The sequence below is a fragment of the Brenneria sp. g21c3 genome (assembly GCF_040240345.1).
In the GTDB taxonomy this organism is placed as follows: domain Bacteria; phylum Pseudomonadota; class Gammaproteobacteria; order Enterobacterales; family Enterobacteriaceae; genus Brenneria.
The window spans coordinates 66,384-85,342 of sequence record NZ_JBEIAB010000014.1 but is presented as its reverse complement, the minus strand read 5'-3'; the positions used below and the strand labels follow the sequence as shown (position 1 = coordinate 85,342).

The window sequence follows — 18,959 nt, the reverse complement described above, 5'->3', positions numbered from 1 at the left end:
GGACCTTACAAGTCTTCACTGTAACCCAGGCTGCGCAGAGCACGCTCGTCGTCTGCCCAACCTGATTTTACTTTTACCCATAATTCGAGGTGAACTTTGGCCTCAAACATCTCTTCCATGTCCTGACGCGCTTCAATGCCGATGGTCTTGATCTTGGAGCCTTTATTCCCGATCACCATTTTCTTCTGGCCTTCGCGCTCGACAAGAATCAGACCGTTGATGTCATAACCGCCGCGCTCATTGGTTACGAAACGCTCAATTTCCACCGTCACCGAATAGGGCAGCTCTTCCCCCAAAAAACGCATCAGTTTTTCGCGAATAATTTCCGAAGCCATAAAGCGCTGGGAACGATCGGTTATATAATCTTCCGGGAAATGATGTACAGCCTGCGGCAGATGTTTGCGTACAATGCTGGCCACCGTATCGACATTGGTCCCTTTTTCAGCGGAAATCGGCACTACATCCAGGAAGTTCATTTGTTGGCTGATAAATTGAATATGCGGCAACAGTTTGGTTTTATCCGTTACGTTATCCACTTTGTTGATCGCCAGAAGAACCGGGCATTTCTGGTCACGCAGCTTGTTCAGAACCATGTCATCGTCATCGTTCCAGTGCGTACCTTCTACGACAAAAATGATCAGCTCAACGTCGCCGATAGAACTGCTGGCCGCACGGTTCATCAGGCGATTGATGGCCCGTTTTTCCTCAATATGCAGCCCTGGGGTATCCACATAAATAGCCTGATAAGGCCCTTCGGTATGAATCCCCATGATACGATGTCGTGTCGTCTGGGGTTTACGCGACGTAATAGAAATTTTCTGCCCCAGCAGCTGATTCAATAATGTGGACTTCCCCACATTAGGCCGGCCGACAATTGCGACAAAACCGCAGTATGTCTGTTCTTCGCTCATTCAAGCTCCAGTTTTTTCAACGCTTGTTCTGCCGCAGCCTGCTCAGCCTTCCGGCGGCTCGAACCGGTGCCTACGACCGATTCACTAAAACCACTCACCTGACAGTGAATAGTAAACTCTTGATCGTGAGCTTCACCTCGCACCTGAACAACCAGATAGGTCGGCAGCGGCAAATGACGCCCTTGCAAAAATTCCTGTAACCGCGTTTTAGGATCTTTTTGCTTATCGCCAGGACTGATCTCATCCAGACGGCTTTGATACCAGTTCAGAATCAAGCGCTCAATGGTCTGAATATCGCTGTCGAGAAAAATGCCGCCGATCAACGCTTCCACCGTATCCGCCAGAATGGAATCGCGGCGGAAACCGCCACTCTTCAACTCTCCGGGGCCCAGACGCAAGCATTCGCCCAATTCAAATTCTCGCGCAATTTCCGCCAGCGTATTACCGCGCACCAGGGTAGCCCGCATCCGGCTCATATCCCCTTCGTCAACCTTGGGGAAACGATGATACAGCGCATTCGCGATAACAAAACTCAGGATGGAATCGCCCAGAAATTCAAGTCGCTCGTTGTGCTTACTGCTGGCACTCCGATGTGTCAGGGCTTGCAACAAAAGTTCGTACTGCTGAAAAGTATAGCCCAGCTTTCTTTGTAAACGGTTTATTAGGATGGGATTCATGCGTTACCAATAGATCAACAATGCGTCAAAAACAACAGCACACGGAACAGCCCTGCTTGGCTAGGACCAGCCAAAACTGTTTCGTTTGCATAGGCTCCCGACCGGGAGCCAACGTTCATTTCTGAGAATATTCTACAACGGACAGCGTAATAATGCTGCGTGTTTATCATCACTGATTAGTGAATACTGCCGATTCGGCTTAACCGAACGCCCGTCGGCCATTCACCTTCTTGTTTTTCAAAGCTCATCCAAATTGCGGTGGCTTTACCAACAAGATTCCTTTCCGGGACAAAACCCCAATAGCGACTATCCAGGCTATTATCGCGATTATCCCCCATCATGAAATAATGGCCGGCCGGCACAACCCAGGTCGCGAGCGGTTGTTGTGACTGCTGATAATAGCCGCCGAGTTGATCCCGCACGCCGGGAACAATCAAAATATTGTGCGTGGCATTACCCAACGACTCTTTGCGAATGCCCAGTCGCGCGCCGGCGATTTTATCTTCACCGACCGGAATTTGGTAAAACCCGCTGCGGGACTCCAGTTCAGGTTGATTAAATGTCTGCACGAAATCGCTGGGCTGAATATTATTATAGGTAACCGCTAATGCTTTATCGCAAGTTTGCGATCCATCGCAGCCTGGATTAATCGTCACTTGCTTGGTCAACGGATTATAGCTGACACGATCGCCCGGCACGCCCACTACGCGCTTGATAAAATCGACCTTGGGATCGGCCGGATATTTAAATACCGCAATATCGCCACGCTTAGGGTGACCCGTTGCAATTAAAGTTTGCTGAGTAAAGGGTTCTTTAATACCGTAGGCATACTTCTCAACCAGGATAAAGTCGCCGATCAGCAATGTCGGCATCATGGAACCAGATGGAATCTGAAAGGGTTCATAAATAAAAGAACGCACAATTAAAACCAGCGCGACAACCGGAAATACCGATGCAACCGTTTCAACCCATCCTGGCTGCGCAACGACTTTTGGCAATTCGCTGCTGTTCGTCCCTTCACTTGATACCGCTAATTTCTTGCGGCGCGCCGGCGCCCACATAAAGCGTTCCAAGCACCAGACAATTCCCGTGATTAGCGTTACCAACGCCAAAATTACGGCAAACATATTGGCCATGCCAACTCCTCAGGATTTATTTGTTGTCTTTGCCAACGTGAAGAATAGCAAGGAAGGCTTCCTGCGGTAATTCAACGTTACCCACCTGCTTCATACGTTTCTTACCGTCTTTCTGTTTCTGCAACAGTTTCTTCTTACGGCTGACATCACCGCCATAACATTTCGCCAGCACGTTTTTACGCAACTGCTTAACGGTCGAGCGGGCAATGATGTGATTACCAATCGCCGCCTGGATGGCGATATCAAATTGCTGGCGTGGAATAAGCTCTTTCATTTTTTCCACCAGTTCGCGTCCGCGGTATTGCGAATTGTCCCGGTGAGTGATCAGCGCCAGCGCATCCACGCGCTCGCCGTTGATAAGAACATCAACACGCACCATATCGGAAGCCTGGAAACGCTTGAAATTATAGTCCAGCGAGGCGTAACCGCGAGAGGTTGATTTCAGTCGGTCAAAGAAGTCGAGCACCACTTCCGCCATCGGAATTTCATACGTCAGCGCGACCTGATTACCGTGATAAACCATGTTGGTCTGTACGCCGCGCTTTTCAATACACAGCGTAATGACGTTGCCCAGATATTCCTGCGGCAACAACATATGACATTCAGCGATAGGTTCGCGCAACTCCTGAATATTATTCAGCGGCGGCAGCTTCGACGGACTGTCGACATGCACGATCTCTCCGCCGGTCGTTTCGATTTCATAAACAACCGTAGGCGCGGTGGTGATCAGATCCAGATCATATTCACGCTCCAGTCGCTCCTGAATGATCTCCATGTGCAACAGCCCAAGGAAACCACAGCGGAAACCGAATCCCAGCGCTGTCGAGCTTTCCGGTTCATAAAACAGAGACGCGTCGTTTAAACTCAGTTTACCCAGCGCATCGCGGAAGGCTTCATAATCATCGGAACTTATCGGGAATAACCCGGCATAAACCTGTGGTTTTACTTTCTTGAAGCCCGGCAGCGCTTTTTCCGCCGGCTGACGGGCCGATGTCAGCGTATCGCCGACCGGCGCGCCCAGAATATCCTTGATGGCGCAAACCAGCCAACCCACTTCACCACAATTAAGCACGTCGCGGTCAACCTGCTTCGGCGTAAAAATGCCCAGGCGGTCGGCGTTATAGACCTGACCGGTACTCATTACCTTGATTTTTTCACCTTTGCGCATCGAGCCATTTTTAATGCGCACCAGTGAAACAACCCCCAGATAGTTATCAAACCAGGAGTCAATAATCAGCGCCTGAAGCGGCTCTTCCGCACTCCCTTGCGGCGGCGGAACATCGCGCACCAGGCGTTCCAAGACTTCGGGTACGCCTATGCCGGTTTTAGCCGAGCAGCGCACCGCATCCGTGGCGTCAATACCGACAATATCTTCAATTTCCTGCGCGACCCGATCCGGATCGGCCGCAGGCAGGTCGATTTTGTTTAACACCGGCACCACTTCCAGATCCATATCAAGCGCGGTGTAACAGTTCGCCAGCGTTTGGGCTTCAACCCCTTGACCCGCATCAACCACCAGCAACGCGCCTTCGCAGGCCGCCAGTGAACGGGAGACTTCATAAGAGAAGTCGACGTGGCCGGGCGTATCAATGAAGTTTAACTGGTAGGTTTGACCATCCAGAGCTTTGTAATCCAACGTCACGCTCTGCGCTTTAATCGTTATACCGCGTTCGCGCTCCAGATCCATTGAATCCAGAACCTGCGCAGCCATTTCACGTTCGGTTAAACCACCGCAAATCTGGATAATTCGGTCAGATAACGTCGACTTACCGTGGTCGATGTGGGCAATGATGGAGAAATTTCGTATATGCTTCATTATAAAAAGTTTTCTACCTTGATATTTCTGAAATTCTTGCCGATGGGCATGCGCATGAGGTGAAAACGACAGCGATGAGCTTCCACCTGAACCGCTGCATTCTACATGCCGAACGTCCGAAAACCTAGTCATGTCCGGCGCATTACTCCCGATTATGGCGGTTTTATTGGGAATAGCGGAACGACAGGATGAAAGAAGGTGTTAAATTGATGACAACGGCTGAAAAATCATGGGAATTACTCGGCTACGGTTTTGATTTTCAGTAACTCGCCCGGCAACGCGACTTGCAAGATAACGGGTTGATAACGACCATTTTTCCCCAGGTGATCCACCCAGCGCCTCACCGATAAAAAAGCCAGTCCGCCGCCCAGCAACGCGCCGAGAATGGCAGACAGCTCATTGGCGAAGAGCAACTGTAAAAGCGCCGCGCCGGCGAGCAATCCCACAAGCGGCACAAAATAAACCATAACGGCAGACTGTAGCAGACGCGCTTCGGCAATACCGAGCTCAACCCGCTGCCCGATTTGCAAAGGCTGCTCACAGGGTACCCGCAACTGATGCTCGGCAGGCGCCCCCAGTTGGTTCAGCAGCCCGGTTCCGCATGTTGCGCGCGATTGACAGCCGCCGCACCCCGAACGCTGCTCACAGTGCAAGACGGCAATGCCATCCTGCCATGAAATAACCGTCGCCCACTCTTTAATCATTTATTGCGCCTTCAGAATAATATTTTCCGCCACACGCTTAGCCGTGGCCGGCGGAAGCTCACCGACTACGGTGATCTCATTCTTATCACGAATTTCAGTATGTATGGTGCGTCTCCCGGTACGAACGGATTGTTCAGACTGCGTTTCGGAAGAGGGACTGATATTGATGGAGAAACTAAACAGACCATCGCTGTACAGGCGCGTTTCAATCGGAATATTGACGCCCGGCAATGTCCTTCGACTGTGAGAAACCTCTTTCATTCCCGCAGGCAGCCACTCGGCCAACCAGGCGAAGTCGCCGCTTGTTTGTCTGGGCCTTGGCAAGGCGGGCGGCAAGTTTATACTTTCCAGCGGGCGCAACGCCTTGGCAAGGTTATCATCCACGATCAGCGACGTCGCCAGAAACTGTTCCAGACGCTCGCCATTACGATCCTGCAAATCAACCCGCAGCGGCAGTTTAGACTCGGCGTCCATCCAGACCGCATAACTGTAACGCGTCGCATCCTTGGAGATGATCCTGACGCCGACGGCCAGACGATCGGCGATACGAACGCGCCCATCGGCAGGAATGAAATCGTAATACTGCGCGATGTTTTGGTAATTCGCATAGACCAGCGCGGGTAATGAATCGACGATGTGATCGCTCGACAGCGTGAAGGGCTCCAGGTCTGAATCGAAATAGCTGATTTCATTGCCGCGCTGTACGATTTCACGCCGCGGGCCGTCCATGAAAACCAGTTGCGCTAATGCGCGATCGTTCACCACGACATGGCGATAGCGCAACGACTCAAATCCCTGGAGGGTAATATTGATGAAAGAAATTTCGTAGTTTAACGAGCGACTGGCTTGGTTCATTTGTTGCAACAACGCCCCGGACGCAGTTTGCGCCGGGGCGATGCTGGAATAAAACAAACTGCCGATCAGCAAACAGACGGTTAACCAGACAGGCTTCATTACTGAGGCTGAGTTCCTAATGATTGAGTTCCTGGAACCTGGATTGCAGCTTGCTGATCATCATGATGCTGGAGTTGTTCAGCGTGCAAACGGCGCTGTAGTTCATAATCTTGCAAAATAGCATTGAGGCGATTGCGTTGCGCGTCAAATTTTTGCTGACCATTATGGGAAGCTACGCTTTCCGACGGTACGCCGAAGCTGACCGGCGAAGCGGTTCCCATTGCCGGTAACGTACTAAACGCGGCGGGTTCCGTTATCCCGCTTGCCGAATCAACCTGATTATAGTTTTGCACGCCGACAATAACGGCCAAAGATACGCAGGCTGCGACCCCGACCTGAGTCAACTGACTAGCCCACGGCCGAATTTTGTGCCAGAACGGCATCTGGGACCAACGCTCAGGGTGTGGCTGAGATTCTGGTTGCGCTTGCGGAACCAGACGAACAGGTTCTTTTTCAATCGCAGCAGCCACACGGGAGGCTATATCAAGGTGAATAACATTTTTGCCTTCACCGATATCCCCACGCAATGTATCGCGGATTAGATGATAACTTTGCCAACTTTGCTGCAACTTGTCATCTTGTGACAAGGACTTCAGCAGTTCGGAATCAACTGCCTCACCATCCATTAAAGCGGAAAGTTTCTCTTTCTGCATACCGACACCCTTACTTTGTCAAATCCATCATTAATCATACGCCATGGCTGGAACAGGCTAGCGCTGAATAAGCGGTTGTACTTTATTATCAATAGCCTCCCTGGCCCGGAAGATACGGGAACGAACAGTGCCGACTGGACAATCCATAATGGCGGCGATCTCTTCGTAACTCAGTCCATCTAATTCACGCAGCGTAATCGCCAGACGTAAATCTTCCGGTAAAGACTCAATGGTACGGAAAACAATACTTCTCAATTCCTCTGACAACATTAAATTCTCAGGGTTCGATATTTCTTTCAATGCTCCTGCATTTTCATAATTTTCCGCATCATTGGCGTCAATATCGCTGGAAGGAGGACGTCTTCCCTGGGCCACCAGATAATTTTTCGCCGTATTCACGGCGATACGGTATAGCCATGTATAAAAAGCACTATCGCCACGGAATGATTCCAATGCACGATACGCTTTGATAAATGATTCCTGTACCACGTCCGGGACGTCCCCTTGGGGGACGTAACGGGATACCAGGCTCGCCACCTTATGCTGGTAACGAATAACCAGTAAATTAAACGACTTTTGGTCGCCTTTTTGGACCCGCTCAACCAGAACCTGATCTGCTAGCTGCTCGCTCATCCGAGGTAATATCTCCTCAAACCGTTCTCCACACGTAAATAATACCGCCAGCCATAAATATAGTTATCCCAGAGCAAGCTCTACGTTAGAGCCGATATCCCGTATAAAGTTCCAGCCAAACCGTTTTATTCCCGCTATCTTGCAAGTTGCAGGCGCGTTGACATCAGTGCCCGGTTCATCGCAGAGCCCCGTCTTCATCCGATCGCCGCAAGCGGCGCTCAAGTCCGCTCCCGGCTTATTTGCCGCCCCAGCACGCTGGTTTTTATATTTATCATCAAGCATATCTGATCGATCATACGATAAATCCGCGGCATTAGCACCAACCGACCCGGTTTGAGGGTGGGTATTTATACATCTTTACAGGGGACACAAAATCAATGCATGGATAAAACATTGAGTGCTACCATCAATTCCCCTCTTTCTCATACGTGACGATACGAACATGCAACCGACCACTGAATACACTTGTGATGTATTGATCATCGGCAGCGGCGCTGCCGGGCTGTCTCTCGCGCTTCGTCTGGCTTCTCACGCAAACGTTACCGTTCTCAGCAAAGGCCCGCTGAATGAAGGTTCGACCTTTTACGCCCAGGGCGGTATCGCCGCGGTTTTTGATGAGACCGATAGCATCGAATCGCATATCGAAGATACATTAATCGCGGGCGACGGACTGTGCGAACGTGAAGCCGTCGCTTTCATCGCCGGCAATGCCAAACACTGCGTACAATGGCTGATCGAACAAGGCGTATTGTTTGATACGGAAACCGGCGCCGGCGGTGAAGAACGTTATCACCTCACCCGGGAAGGAGGACACAGCCATCGCCGAATTCTCCACGCCGCGGACGCCACCGGGAAAGAAGTGGAAAATACGCTGGTAAAAAAAGCCCTGTCGCATCCCAACATCCATATTATGGAACGCTGCAACGCCGTTGATTTAATCACCTCCGACAAACTGGGCCTGCCGGGATCCCGCCGGGTTGTCGGCGCCTACATCTGGAACCGTGAACGGGAAGCGGTTGAGTCTTGTCGGGCGAAAACCGTGGTTCTCGCCACCGGCGGCGCATCCAAAGTGTACCAATACACCACCAACCCTGACATTTCATCCGGCGACGGCATCGCCATGGCATGGCGTGCGGGTTGCCGGGTCGCCAATATGGAATTTAATCAGTTTCACCCGACCTGCCTGTTTCACCCGCAGGCGCGCAATTTTCTGCTGACGGAAGCGTTGCGTGGCGAAGGGGCTCACCTTAAACGCCCCGACGGCAGTCGCTTTATGCCGGACTTCGACGCCAGAGGCGAACTGGCTCCGCGCGATATCGTCGCCAGAGCCATCGACCATGAAATGAAGCGCCTCGGCGCTGACTGCATGTATCTGGATATTAGCCATAAGCCGGCGGAATTCGTCAAACAACACTTCCCCACCATCTATGAAAAGCTGTTATCGCTGGGGATTGATATCACTATAGAAGCTATTCCTATTGTTCCGGCCGCGCACTATACCTGCGGCGGCGTTATGGTCGATCGGCGCGGCCACACCGACCTCGACGGGCTGTATGCTATCGGCGAGGTGAGCTACACCGGTCTGCACGGCGCGAACCGCATGGCGTCAAACTCGTTGCTGGAGTGTCTGGTGTACGGCTGGTCGGCATCGGAAGATATCCGGCAACGCCTGCCGCACCTCGAGTTGATAAAAACGCTCCCGGCCTGGGATGAAAGTCAGGTTGATAATTCGGACGAACAGGTTGTTATCCAGCACAACTGGCATGAGCTCAGACTCTTTATGTGGGACTATGTCGGGATCGTTCGAACCACAAAACGGCTGGAGCGGGCGCTGCACCGCATTAATTTGCTTCAGAATGAAATTGACGAATACTATTCGCACTTCCGTATTTCCAACAATTTGCTGGAATTGCGCAATCTGGTTCAGGTAGCCGAGTTAATCGTTCGCAGCGCATTGGACAGAAAAGAGAGCCGCGGATTGCATTATACCCTGGACTATCTCAGCCAGTTCGATAGGCCCAATCCTACCGTTCTCACGCCATAGCACAGCCTGTTTATGTGGATTCCTCGTGGAATCTACATAAACAGATAAAAATATTGCGTCAGTGCCTGAAAGGCGTCGGAATAACGCTGCTCGGCATCACGTATCGCTAATTGCCGAACCAGAGTCTCTCCCGGCTGTCGTGAAAACGCGCACAAGACGCGGTGCGCGGGTCGGGAAGACGACTCCGCTACATCCATGCGCCGGCGCATAAACCAGCCCTGCCGCTGCGCCTGCCGCACAAAATCGTCAACAACCTGTATCGGCAACACCACGCAAAACAATCCGTCGGGCGTAATCAAACCGCGCGCGCAGTCCAGCAGCCGTTCGTGCGTCAGCGCGACGGTATAGCGAGCCTGAGTACGCTGCATCGTGCCGCAAGCGACGCCCGGCGAGAAATAAGGCGGATTGCTGACAATCAGGGAATAGTCCGCGCGCCGCCCCTCGGCAAAGGTCGCGATATCATCAAGGTAAACCTTCATCCGTGCCGACCAGGGAGACGCGGCGATATTTTCCGCCGCCTGCTGGGCCGCGGCGCTATCCAGTTCAACCGCATCAATCAGAACCGCATCATGAGTCCGTTGCGCCAGCATCAGCGCGATCAAACCGGAACCACAACCGATATCCAGAATTCGCCGCGCAGCGGAGACCGGCGCCCAGGCGCCCAGCAATATGCCGTCGGTGCCGACCTTCATGGCACAGCGATCGTGCGCGACAAAAAACTGTTTGAAGGTGAATCCGCCGCGACGCAGCGCCGGTTTATTATCAGATTGCTTGCTCATTATTACTCGTTCCCGATCAAAACCGTCGTAGCATAGGGTAAACATCTATACAGTAAAAGCGCGGTTGTCTGTTTAAACAGGTGAAGAACCCGGCCAATACGTCTATAATCGGCGCCCCAAACAGAGGTAGACCATGACAGCAACGAATTTTTCCGAGTTAGATCTTGATGACAGCCTGTTAGACGCCCTGCGCGATATGGGTTATGAACGTCCGACGGCCATTCAGATGGCGGCAATTCCGCCGGCGATGGACGGTCGCGATGTGCTGGGCTCTGCGCCAACCGGCACAGGCAAAACCGCAGCGTACCTCTTGCCGGTTTTGCAGCATCTGCTCGATTTTCCTCGTAAAAAATCCGGCCCGCCTCGCATTCTTATTTTAACGCCGACGCGCGAACTCGCCATGCAGGTCGCCGACCAGGCTCGCATTATGGCCGCACATACCCACCTGGATATTGCCACCATCACCGGCGGCGTGGCGTATATGAACCATGCCGAAGTATTTAGTGAAAACCAGGATATCGTCGTGGCAACCACGGGCCGCCTGCTGCAATACATTAAAGAAGAAAACTTTGATTGCCGCGCGGTTGAGACGCTGATACTGGATGAAGCGGATCGCATGCTGGACATGGGCTTCGCGCAGGATATCGAGCATATTGCCGGTGAAACCCGTTGGCGGAAACAAACGCTGCTGTTCTCCGCAACGCTGGAAGGCGAAGCGATTAAAGACTTTGCCGAGCGCTTGCTGAACGACCCCGTCGAAGTTGAAGCCGATCCCTCGCGTCGCGAACGTAAAAAAATCCTGCAATGGTATTACCGCGCCGACGATATCAAACACAAAACGGCCTTGCTTTGCCATCAGTTGAAACAACCGGACGTCACCCGCTCCATTATTTTCGTCCGCAAGCGCGAGCGGGTACATGAGCTGGTGGCCTGGTTACGCGAGGCCGGTATTACCGCCTGCTATCTTGAAGGCGAAATGGTACAGACCAAACGCAATGAAGCGATTAAGCGTCTGAGCGACGGACGGGTAAACGTTCTGGTGGCGACCGACGTTGCCGCCCGTGGTATTGATATCAACGACGTCAGTCACGTGTTCAACTTTGATCTGCCGCGCACCGCTGATACTTATCTGCATCGAATTGGCCGTACGGGCCGGGCTGGTCGTAAAGGCTGCGCCATCTCTCTTGTCGAAGCGCACGACCATCTGCTGCTTGGCAAGATCAGCCGTTATCTGAATGAGCCGCTCAAACCCCGAGTGGTTGATGAACTGCGTCCGGCGACCAAAGCGCCAAGCGCTAAAACAACGGGCAAACCATCCAAGAAAGCATTGGCCAAGCGGAAAGAGAAAAAAGAGAAAGAGAAAGAAAAAGAGAAGGTCAAGGTGAAGGTACGTCACCGGGACAGCAAAAACATCGGCAAACGCCGTCAGCCGGCCCAAAAAGCGGGCGAGTCTGGCGAATAAAGCGTCGGGATGTAAAAAAGGGAGCCTCGGCTCCCTTTTGTATTTACGTCACGCCCTCGAATAAAACGAGTTACAGGCTTTCGGTAAAAGTACGAGTAATAACGTCGCGCTGTTGTTCTGGCGTCAACGAGTTAAAGCGCACGGCATAGCCGGAGACACGGATAGTCAGCTGCGGATATTTTTCAGGATGCTTAACGGCATCTTCCAGCGTTTCACGGCGCAGCACATTCACATTCAGGTGCTGACCGCCTTCCACGCGCACTTCCGGTTTAACTTCCAGAGGTACTTCACGATATTCGATCTGGCCCAGATCGCTGACTGGAACGATTTGGTCTTCGCTATAACCAGATTTAGCGCAAACACAACGTGCTTCGGATTTTTCTTCATCCAGCAACCAGAAAGAATTGATCAGCGCGCTGTTGTCCGATTTGGTGATTTGAATACCAGTAACCATTATTGCCTCCGTAAAACGGCGTATTATTGTCTAAATTGAAGCGGCGTTAGTAACAAACCGCCATCAATTTTTAACGATTATATAAAACAAAAGAAATCTGTCTTCTTGTATACCAGTACGATAGCCGGCTTTCTTTGATTTAAATCAATTTTACTTGACTGTTAAATTTTGCCTCCACGGCAATTTATTGTTTCATATCAATTTTAACGCCAACCGCCAGCTAAAATATTTTTGTAAATTTTCAATTTTTTTCAAGGCAATCAATGTCTCCGCGCATTTTCCTGCCGTTACGGTTTTACCTCGGAACAATTGAACGGTAAGCTACGGGCAACAGAATCTCGGATAAAATAAAGAGAGCATGATGGCGACTTCCCTAACCTGGCACGACGTGCTGGCTCAAGAAAAACAACAACCCTATTTTATGAATACACTGGAATTCGTTGCTAAAGAGCGCGCGGCGGGAAAAACGATCTATCCACCGCAGAAAGATGTTTTTAATGCTTTCCGCTATACCGAACTTCATCAGGTTAAGGTGGTTATCCTCGGTCAGGATCCTTATCACGGCCCGAATCAGGCCCATGGATTATCCTTTTCGGTTCGTCCCGGCGTGCCTGCCCCGCCATCGCTGGTCAATATCTATAAAGAGCTGGCTAATGACATTCCCGGTTTTGACATCCCGAAACATGGCTTTCTACAAAGCTGGGCGGAACAAGGGGTGCTGCTGCTTAATACCGTTTTAACCGTTGAGGCGGGTCAGGCGCATTCTCACGCCAATCTGGGCTGGGAAACCTTCACCGACCGCGTTATCGCTGCCCTGAATGAAAATCGAGAAGGCATCGTCTTTCTACTCTGGGGATCGCACGCGCAGAAAAAAGGCAACATTATTGACCGCCAGCGCCATCACGTTCTGAAAGCGCCGCACCCTTCCCCGCTGTCGGCCCATCGGGGCTTTCTCGGATGCAAGCATTTTTCCCAGGCTAACCGATTACTGGAACAGCAAGGTCTTGCCCCGATAGACTGGACGCCGCGTCTGCCGGAGAATCAATAAAGCAACGCTGCCTTCAGCCGCTGGAGGCAGCAATATCAAGGCATTGAAAGAGATAATAACCCAGGGAATGATATAACAAGGAGAAGGCGTGATTTGGTGGAGCTAAGCGGGATCGAACCGCTGACCTCTTGCATGCCATGCAAGCGCTCTCCCAGCTGAGCTATAGCCCCACATCAAGTGGCCTGTTCGCGATATAAAACCAAACAGAGGGATTGTTTGGTGGAGCTAAGCGGGATCGAACCGCTGACCTCTTGCATGCCATGCAAGCGCTCTCCCAGCTGAGCTATAGCCCCGTATCTTACAGACCGTATCTGTGCGAACGGGTCGCATAATATGAGACCCGATTAGCGGTGTCAACGGCTAAATCCTTTTATGACGCCAACCGCTGAAAAAGACGCCAAACACACGCATAATCGATAACATATCGGCGTCGACCAGCGGTCGGAATAGCGTTTGAGAATGTCGCCCATCAAAAACGGCTTATATTCATCCAAGCCGGCTTTCTGTCCCGCAGTCTATTTCAGATATTTGTATTTACCCGAATGGCCGTCAGTCATGACGCCGGGCTTCTGGATAAAAAAGCCCGGCAGATTTGCCGGGCTTGCGTTGAGCGAATGCCATCAGCGGTTACTGCTGCGCTTCACGTTCCGTAATAAACGCCAGCGCTTTATCAATCCGCGCCAGCGCTCGCTGCTGACCAACCGCATGTACCGTGACATCCACGCCGGGCGACTGCCCCGCGCCGGTGACGGCCACGCGCAGCGGCATACCGACCTTACCCATGCCGACACCTAATTCATCCGCGGTTCCCTGAATCGCATGATGAATGTTTTCAGCCGTCCAGTCCGTAATCGCAGCCAGCTTGCCGCGCACCAGCTCCAACGGTTGACGCGCCACCGGACGCAGGTGTTTCTTCGCCGCATCGGCGTCAAACTGCTCAAAATCCTCATAGAAATAGCGGCAGGAGGCCGCCATTTCTTTCAGCGTCTTGCAGCGCTCGCCCAGTAAAGTCACCAGTTCGCTCAACTGCGGGCCGGTACGCGTATCAATGCCGGCCTGCTCGATATGCCATGCCAGATGCGTCGCCACATATTCCGGCGGCAGATGATTAATATAGTGGTGGTTCAGCCATTGCAGTTTCTCCGTGTTGAAAGCACTGGCTGATTTGCTGACGGCGTCTAATGAGAACAGCGCTTTCATCTCATCGACCGAGAAAATTTCCTGATCGCCTGATGACCACCCCAGGCGAACCAGATAGTTCAACAACGCTTCAGGCAGATAACCATCATCGCGATATTGCATAACGCCGACCGCGCCGTGACGTTTGGACAGTTTTTTACCGTCATCGCCCAGGATCATGGAAACATGCGCGTATTCCGGTACCGGCGCGCCCAATGCTTTCAGTATGTTGATTTGACGAGGCGTATTGTTGATATGATCCTCACCACGAATAACGTGAGTGATTTCCATATCCCAGTCATCAATCACCACACAGAAGTTATAAGTCGGCGAGCCGTCCGTACGACGGATGATCAGATCATCAAGCTCCTGATTGCTGAATTCGATGGGGCCGCGGATGCGATCGTTAAAGATAACGGAACCTTCCTGCGGGTTACGAAAACGCACCACATGAGGTTCATCATCCGCATGATGCGCGTGGGAATCACGGCAACATCCGTCATAACGCGGTTTTTCGCCGTTTTCCATCTGTTTTTCACGCAGCGCGTCCAGACGTTCTTTCGAGCAATAGCATCTATAAGCGGTGCCGTTTTCCAGCATCTGGTCGATAACGGCGTTATAACGATCAAAGCGTTTAGTCTGATAATACGGACCTTCATCCCAGTCGAGATTCAACCAGTTCATGCCATCCATAATGGCATCGATCGCGTCCTGAGTGGAACGCTCCAGATCGGTATCTTCAATTCGCAAAACGAACTTGCCGTCCTGATGACGAGCAAACAACCAGGAATAGAGCGCGGTACGGGCGCCGCCTACATGAAGATAGCCAGTTGGACTGGGCGCGAAACGGGTTTTAATTTTCATTTGGGATTACAGCCTTTTTACACAACGGCTGTCGGCAGATACCGACATGAGTTCAAATAACAGAAAGTGGGCAACATTCTATCATTCTGCTCCGATTCCTCAACGCTGTAACGCAGCGTCGCACGCTTTATTCCTTACAGAATTGAATAAGGAAGCATCGCCATCGCCCAGAAATAAGACGTCCTGACTAATTTTACAACGAACAGCCATTTTACTTTTAAAAAGCGTTGACTCACTTTCAACTATCCCTATAATGCGACTCCACACAGCGAGGGTGATTAGCTCAGCTGGGAGAGCACCTCCCTTACAAGGAGGGGGTCGGCGGTTCGATCCCGTCATCACCCACCACTCTTCTAGAGTGCCGCGTTGTGTGAAGTAAGAAGAATTGAGATTGGGTGATTAGCTCAGCTGGGAGAGCACCTCCCTTACAAGGAGGGGGTCGGCGGTTCGATCCCGTCATCACCCACCAATCTCATTCCAGCTATCTTCTTACTGAAAATGAAGTACGGAAGTGGGTGATTAGCTCAGCTGGGAGAGCACCTCCCTTACAAGGAGGGGGTCGGCGGTTCGATCCCGTCATCACCCACCACTTCTGCGGGTCGTTAGCTCAGTTGGTAGAGCAGTTGACTTTTAATCAATTGGTCGCAGGTTCGAATCCTGCACGACCCACCATTATCCGCAAAGTTTTTCCTTTCTGAAATACATTCACTCAAAATCACCATGTCGTACGCGTCGTCCAGATGAGAAAAAATCGTCGGAAACGACTTTTAACAATGCTTGCGTTATCCCAGCAAGGGCAAGACGAATAACCTGCGCTCAGGTTCAAGCCAAGCGCTTTGCAACAGCAACGCGTCCCAGGCCATAAAAAAACGCCCTTTGCAGAGCGTTTCTTCAGTATTGCGATAATCATCAGACTTAGCGGTAACGATCAGATTTCCCAGTCATGGTTATAACGTTTGGGTTTGAACTGGATAACGTCCCCTTTTTGCAAACCACGCAGGCTCAGATCGTCGCGCGCCACCTCGGCCTCTATCAGTTCCTGTTGATTGCCAATCTTTAAGGACAGGCGGGTTAATGCGCCCAGCGGACGAATATCGCGAACAATCACCGGCTGATAGCCATCCTGCGCCTGAACGGACAAGGCCACTTCATGCGGCCGGAACAGAATGGTTTCATCCGTCTGTTCAACCTTCAGCAGGTTGCTGTCGCCCAGAAAATGATAAACAAACTCGCTGGCCGGATGGTTATAGACCTCATCGGGCGAGCCGATTTGCTCAATAACGCCTTTATTCATCAGCACGATGCGATCGGCGACTTCCATCGCCTCTTCCTGATCGTGCGTAACGAATACCGATGTCAGGTTGATATCCTCGTGCAGTCGCGACAACCAGCGGCGTAGCTCCTTGCGCACCTTGGCATCCAGCGCGCCGAAAGGCTCATCCAACAGCAGGATGCTGGGCTCGACGATCAATGCCCTGGCCAGCGCGATACGCTGGCGCTGACCGCCGGATAGTTGCTCAGGATAGCGATCCGCCAGCCAATCGAGTTGAACCAGACCGAGAAGCTCATGCACTTTCTTTTCAATATCGCGTTTTGACGGACGGATATTTTTCGGCTTCATCCGCAGCCCGAACGCCACGTTGTCGAATACCGTCATGTGACGGAATAAGGCGTAGTGCTGGAAAACGAATCCCACATTACGCTTGCGCACATCATGCACGGAGACATCTTTGCCATGGAAAATAATGTTGCCGCTATCCGGCTGTTCCAGACCGGCGATAATACGCAACAACGTGGTTTTACCACACCCGGACGGCCCCAACAGCGCCACCAGCTCGCCGCTCTCAATGGCGAGATTAATTTGATTCAGAGCCTGAAACTGACCAAATTGTTTATTAATATTGCGGATCTCAATGCTCATTTTTGGTCAACTCCTGTTGTTTCTCAAGTTGCTTCGTCAGGCGGCTCTCACTCCACTGGCGCAGCAATAGAACGATCAGCGACATCACTAACAGTAGAATCGCGACGCTGAAAGCGGCGACAATGTTGTACTCGTTATAAAGAATTTCGATATGCAGCGGCAGCGTATTGGTCAGCCCGCGGATGTGGCCGGAAATCACGGAAACCGCGCCGAACTCGCCCATCGCTCTGGCGGTACATAATACTACGCCATAGATTAACGCCCACTTTACGTTGGGCAGCGTGATGAACCAAAACATCTGCCAGCCGTTGGCGCCCAGCAGTCTGGCCGCTTCTTCCTCCTGCGATCCTTGCTGTTCCATCAAGGGGATCAATTCGCGCGCCACATAAGGCAGCGTGACGAAAATGGTCGCCAGCACAATGCCCGGCACCGCATAAACAATCTCCAGATTATGCGCGGTCAGGAACGGATACAGCGAGCTCTGCGCGCCAAACAGCAGGACATAGACCAGACCGGCGACCACGGGAGAGACGGAGAACGGTAAATCGATTAACGCCAGCAAAAAACTTTTGCCGCGGAATTCAAATTTGGTCACGCACCATGCCGTCGCCAGGCCGAAAACGACATTCAGCGGCACCGAAATGACCGTTGCCAGCAATGTCAGCTTCAGCGCGGAGATCGCATCCGGTTCGGTAATGGCATCCCAGAATGCCCCGATCCCGTTATTTAATCCCTGCGTCACCACCATCAATAGCGGCAAAACCAGAATCAGAAAAAAGACAATCCACGCCAGTGAAACCAAAACATAATACGCCACCGGATTTTTTTTGGATTTTTTCAACTGGGTTTGAGTAGAAATAACCTGTTCCATTACCACTGCCTTACAGTTTCGGTTGAATACGACGCTGCAATAAATTAATCAGCAGCAGCATAATAAAAGAAACCAGCAGCATAAATACGCCAATTCCGGTCGCGCCTTTATAGTCATACTGATCGAGTTTAGAGACGATCAGCAGCGGCAAAATTTCTGTTTTAAAAGGAATATTCCCCGCGATAAACACCACGGAACCATACTCGCCCACGCCGCGGGCGAACGCCAGCGCAAAGCCGGTCAGCCAGGCGGGAAGCAATGCCGGGATCAGGACATGGCGGAACACTTGCAGCGGACGCGCGCCAAGACAGGCCGCGGCTTCCTCGATTTCTTGCGGAATATCCGCCAAAACGGGCTGCAACGTCCTGACGACAAAAGGCAGGGTGACGAAAATCAATGCCAGCGTGATGCCGATGCCGGTATAGGCGATTTTAAAGGGAAACAGCGAGCCAATCAGTCCGTTCGGCGCATATAAGGCGGTCAGCGCAATCCCCGCCACCGCCGTCGGCAGCGCGAACGGCATGTCGATCATCGCGTCAATGACCTTGCGGCCGGGAAAGGTGTAACGCACCAGCACCCATGCCAGCAGCGTTCCCAAAATACCGTTGATAAACGCGGCCATCAGCGCCGTACCAAAGGAGAGGCGAAGAGAGAAAAGCACCTGTCGGCTGGTAATCAGATCCCAAAACTGTACCAACGTCAATTGGCTGGCGTAAAGAAACATCCCTGCCAATGGAATAAGGACAATCAACCCTAAATAACTCAAGCTGAAACCTAAAGTTAATCCAAAACCGGGAATTACCGGGGAGCTACGTTGTGACATACGGTGCCTTTAATAGTCATACTCAATGAT

At 51.8% G+C, this 18,959-nt stretch carries 17 protein-coding genes and 6 tRNA genes; 7 read left to right on the top strand and 16 right to left on the bottom strand.

Annotation, left to right across the window (positions count from 1 at the left end):
• Positions 1 to 5: 5 nt before the first annotated feature.
• From era to rpoE, 8 genes are all read right to left on the bottom strand, one after another.
• Positions 6 to 911 carry a GTPase Era gene (gene era / locus ABRZ28_RS18250; RefSeq protein ID WP_319604310.1) on the bottom strand — a complete coding sequence of 302 codons (906 nt, stop codon included), beginning with the start codon at positions 909 to 911 and terminating at the stop codon, positions 6 to 8.
• Positions 908 to 1,588, bottom strand: a complete 681-nt coding sequence (rnc, locus tag ABRZ28_RS18245; protein WP_319604311.1) for a ribonuclease III — start codon at positions 1,586 to 1,588, stop codon at positions 908 to 910. The genes era and rnc overlap by 4 nt, the downstream gene beginning before the upstream one ends.
• Before the next feature lie 176 nt (positions 1,589 to 1,764).
• On the bottom strand, positions 1,765 to 2,724 hold the full coding sequence (lepB, locus tag ABRZ28_RS18240; protein WP_319604312.1) for a signal peptidase I: 960 nt from the start codon (positions 2,722 to 2,724) through the stop codon (positions 1,765 to 1,767).
• 16 nt (positions 2,725 to 2,740) lie between these two features.
• Positions 2,741 to 4,540: a translation elongation factor 4 gene (lepA, locus tag ABRZ28_RS18235; protein ID WP_319604313.1), complete on the bottom strand. Its 1,800-nt coding sequence runs from the start codon at positions 4,538 to 4,540 to the stop codon at positions 2,741 to 2,743.
• Positions 4,541 to 4,776: 236 nt separating this feature from the next.
• Positions 4,777 to 5,244 carry a SoxR-reducing system protein RseC gene (gene rseC, locus ABRZ28_RS18230; RefSeq protein WP_330521068.1) on the bottom strand — a complete coding sequence of 156 codons (468 nt, stop codon included), beginning with the start codon at positions 5,242 to 5,244 and terminating at the stop codon, positions 4,777 to 4,779.
• A complete protein-coding gene (gene rseB, locus ABRZ28_RS18225) occupies positions 5,245 to 6,198 on the bottom strand; it encodes a sigma-E factor regulatory protein RseB (RefSeq protein WP_319604315.1) in 954 nt (317 codons plus the stop codon). It abuts the gene before it with no gap.
• Positions 6,198 to 6,851 (bottom strand): anti-sigma-E factor RseA, encoded by a 654-nt coding sequence (rseA, locus tag ABRZ28_RS18220; protein ID WP_330521066.1) that lies wholly within the window; start codon positions 6,849 to 6,851, stop codon positions 6,198 to 6,200. Before rseA ends, rseB begins: the two co-directional genes overlap by 1 nt.
• A gap of 57 nt (positions 6,852 to 6,908) precedes the next feature.
• Complete coding sequence (gene rpoE, locus ABRZ28_RS18215) at positions 6,909 to 7,484, bottom strand: RNA polymerase sigma factor RpoE (RefSeq protein ID WP_319604317.1); 576 nt, start codon at positions 7,482 to 7,484, stop codon at positions 6,909 to 6,911.
• Between the two features lie 442 nt (positions 7,485 to 7,926).
• On the opposite strand from rpoE, the gene nadB reads away from it, so the two are divergent.
• The gene (gene nadB, locus ABRZ28_RS18210; protein ID WP_330521065.1) at positions 7,927 to 9,528 is read left to right on the top strand and encodes an L-aspartate oxidase; all 1,602 of its coding nucleotides are present in this window, start codon (positions 7,927 to 7,929) and stop codon (positions 9,526 to 9,528) included.
• 32 nt (positions 9,529 to 9,560) lie between these two features.
• Here nadB and trmN read toward each other — a convergent pair whose 3' ends face one another.
• A complete protein-coding gene (trmN, locus tag ABRZ28_RS18205; RefSeq protein WP_319604321.1) occupies positions 9,561 to 10,307 on the bottom strand; it encodes a tRNA(1)(Val) (adenine(37)-N(6))-methyltransferase TrmN in 747 nt (248 codons plus the stop codon).
• A gap of 133 nt (positions 10,308 to 10,440) precedes the next feature.
• Here trmN and srmB point away from each other — a divergent pair, with 133 nt between their 5' ends.
• Positions 10,441 to 11,769 (top strand): ATP-dependent RNA helicase SrmB, encoded by a 1,329-nt coding sequence (gene srmB / locus ABRZ28_RS18200; protein WP_330521064.1) that lies wholly within the window; start codon positions 10,441 to 10,443, stop codon positions 11,767 to 11,769.
• Between the two features lie 70 nt (positions 11,770 to 11,839).
• Here srmB and grcA read toward each other — a convergent pair whose 3' ends face one another.
• On the bottom strand, positions 11,840 to 12,223 hold the full coding sequence (gene grcA / locus ABRZ28_RS18195) for an autonomous glycyl radical cofactor GrcA (protein WP_330521063.1): 384 nt from the start codon (positions 12,221 to 12,223) through the stop codon (positions 11,840 to 11,842).
• Positions 12,224 to 12,584: 361 nt separating this feature from the next.
• On the opposite strand from grcA, the gene ung reads away from it, so the two are divergent.
• On the top strand, positions 12,585 to 13,271 hold the full coding sequence (gene ung / locus ABRZ28_RS18190) for a uracil-DNA glycosylase (protein ID WP_319604385.1): 687 nt from the start codon (positions 12,585 to 12,587) through the stop codon (positions 13,269 to 13,271).
• Positions 13,272 to 13,365: 94 nt separating this feature from the next.
• Here ung and ABRZ28_RS18185 read toward each other — a convergent pair.
• From ABRZ28_RS18185 to gltX, 3 genes are all read right to left on the bottom strand, one after another.
• Positions 13,366 to 13,441 (bottom strand) — tRNA-Ala (locus ABRZ28_RS18185).
• A 47-nt stretch (positions 13,442 to 13,488) separates the two neighbouring features.
• Positions 13,489 to 13,564, bottom strand: a tRNA-Ala gene (locus ABRZ28_RS18180).
• 334 nt (positions 13,565 to 13,898) lie between these two features.
• On the bottom strand, positions 13,899 to 15,314 hold the full coding sequence (gene gltX / locus ABRZ28_RS18175) for a glutamate--tRNA ligase (protein ID WP_330521062.1): 1,416 nt from the start codon (positions 15,312 to 15,314) through the stop codon (positions 13,899 to 13,901).
• Between the two features lie 272 nt (positions 15,315 to 15,586).
• On the opposite strand from gltX, the gene ABRZ28_RS18170 reads away from it, so the two are divergent.
• From ABRZ28_RS18170 to ABRZ28_RS18155, 4 genes are all read left to right on the top strand, one after another.
• Positions 15,587 to 15,662 (top strand) — tRNA-Val (locus ABRZ28_RS18170).
• Positions 15,663 to 15,707: 45 nt separating this feature from the next.
• Positions 15,708 to 15,783 (top strand) — tRNA-Val (locus ABRZ28_RS18165).
• Between the two features lie 44 nt (positions 15,784 to 15,827).
• Positions 15,828 to 15,903: transfer RNA gene (locus tag ABRZ28_RS18160), tRNA-Val, on the top strand.
• Between the two features lie 7 nt (positions 15,904 to 15,910).
• A tRNA-Lys gene (locus ABRZ28_RS18155) sits at positions 15,911 to 15,986 on the top strand.
• A gap of 256 nt (positions 15,987 to 16,242) precedes the next feature.
• On the opposite strand, the gene ABRZ28_RS18150 is transcribed toward ABRZ28_RS18155, so the two are convergent.
• The 3 genes from ABRZ28_RS18150 to cysT are packed head-to-tail and all read right to left on the bottom strand — an operon-like array spanning position 16,243 to position 18,929.
• Entirely contained in the window at positions 16,243 to 17,235 is a 993-nt protein-coding gene (locus ABRZ28_RS18150; RefSeq protein WP_319604326.1) for a sulfate/molybdate ABC transporter ATP-binding protein, read from the bottom strand.
• Positions 17,225 to 18,106, bottom strand: coding sequence for a sulfate ABC transporter permease subunit CysW (cysW, locus tag ABRZ28_RS18145; RefSeq protein ID WP_319604327.1), 882 nt, complete (start codon positions 18,104 to 18,106; stop codon positions 17,225 to 17,227). The genes ABRZ28_RS18150 and cysW overlap by 11 nt, the downstream gene beginning before the upstream one ends.
• A gap of 10 nt (positions 18,107 to 18,116) precedes the next feature.
• Positions 18,117 to 18,929: a sulfate ABC transporter permease subunit CysT gene (gene cysT, locus ABRZ28_RS18140; RefSeq protein ID WP_319604328.1), complete on the bottom strand. Its 813-nt coding sequence runs from the start codon at positions 18,927 to 18,929 to the stop codon at positions 18,117 to 18,119.
• Positions 18,930 to 18,959: the final 30 nt, after the last annotated feature.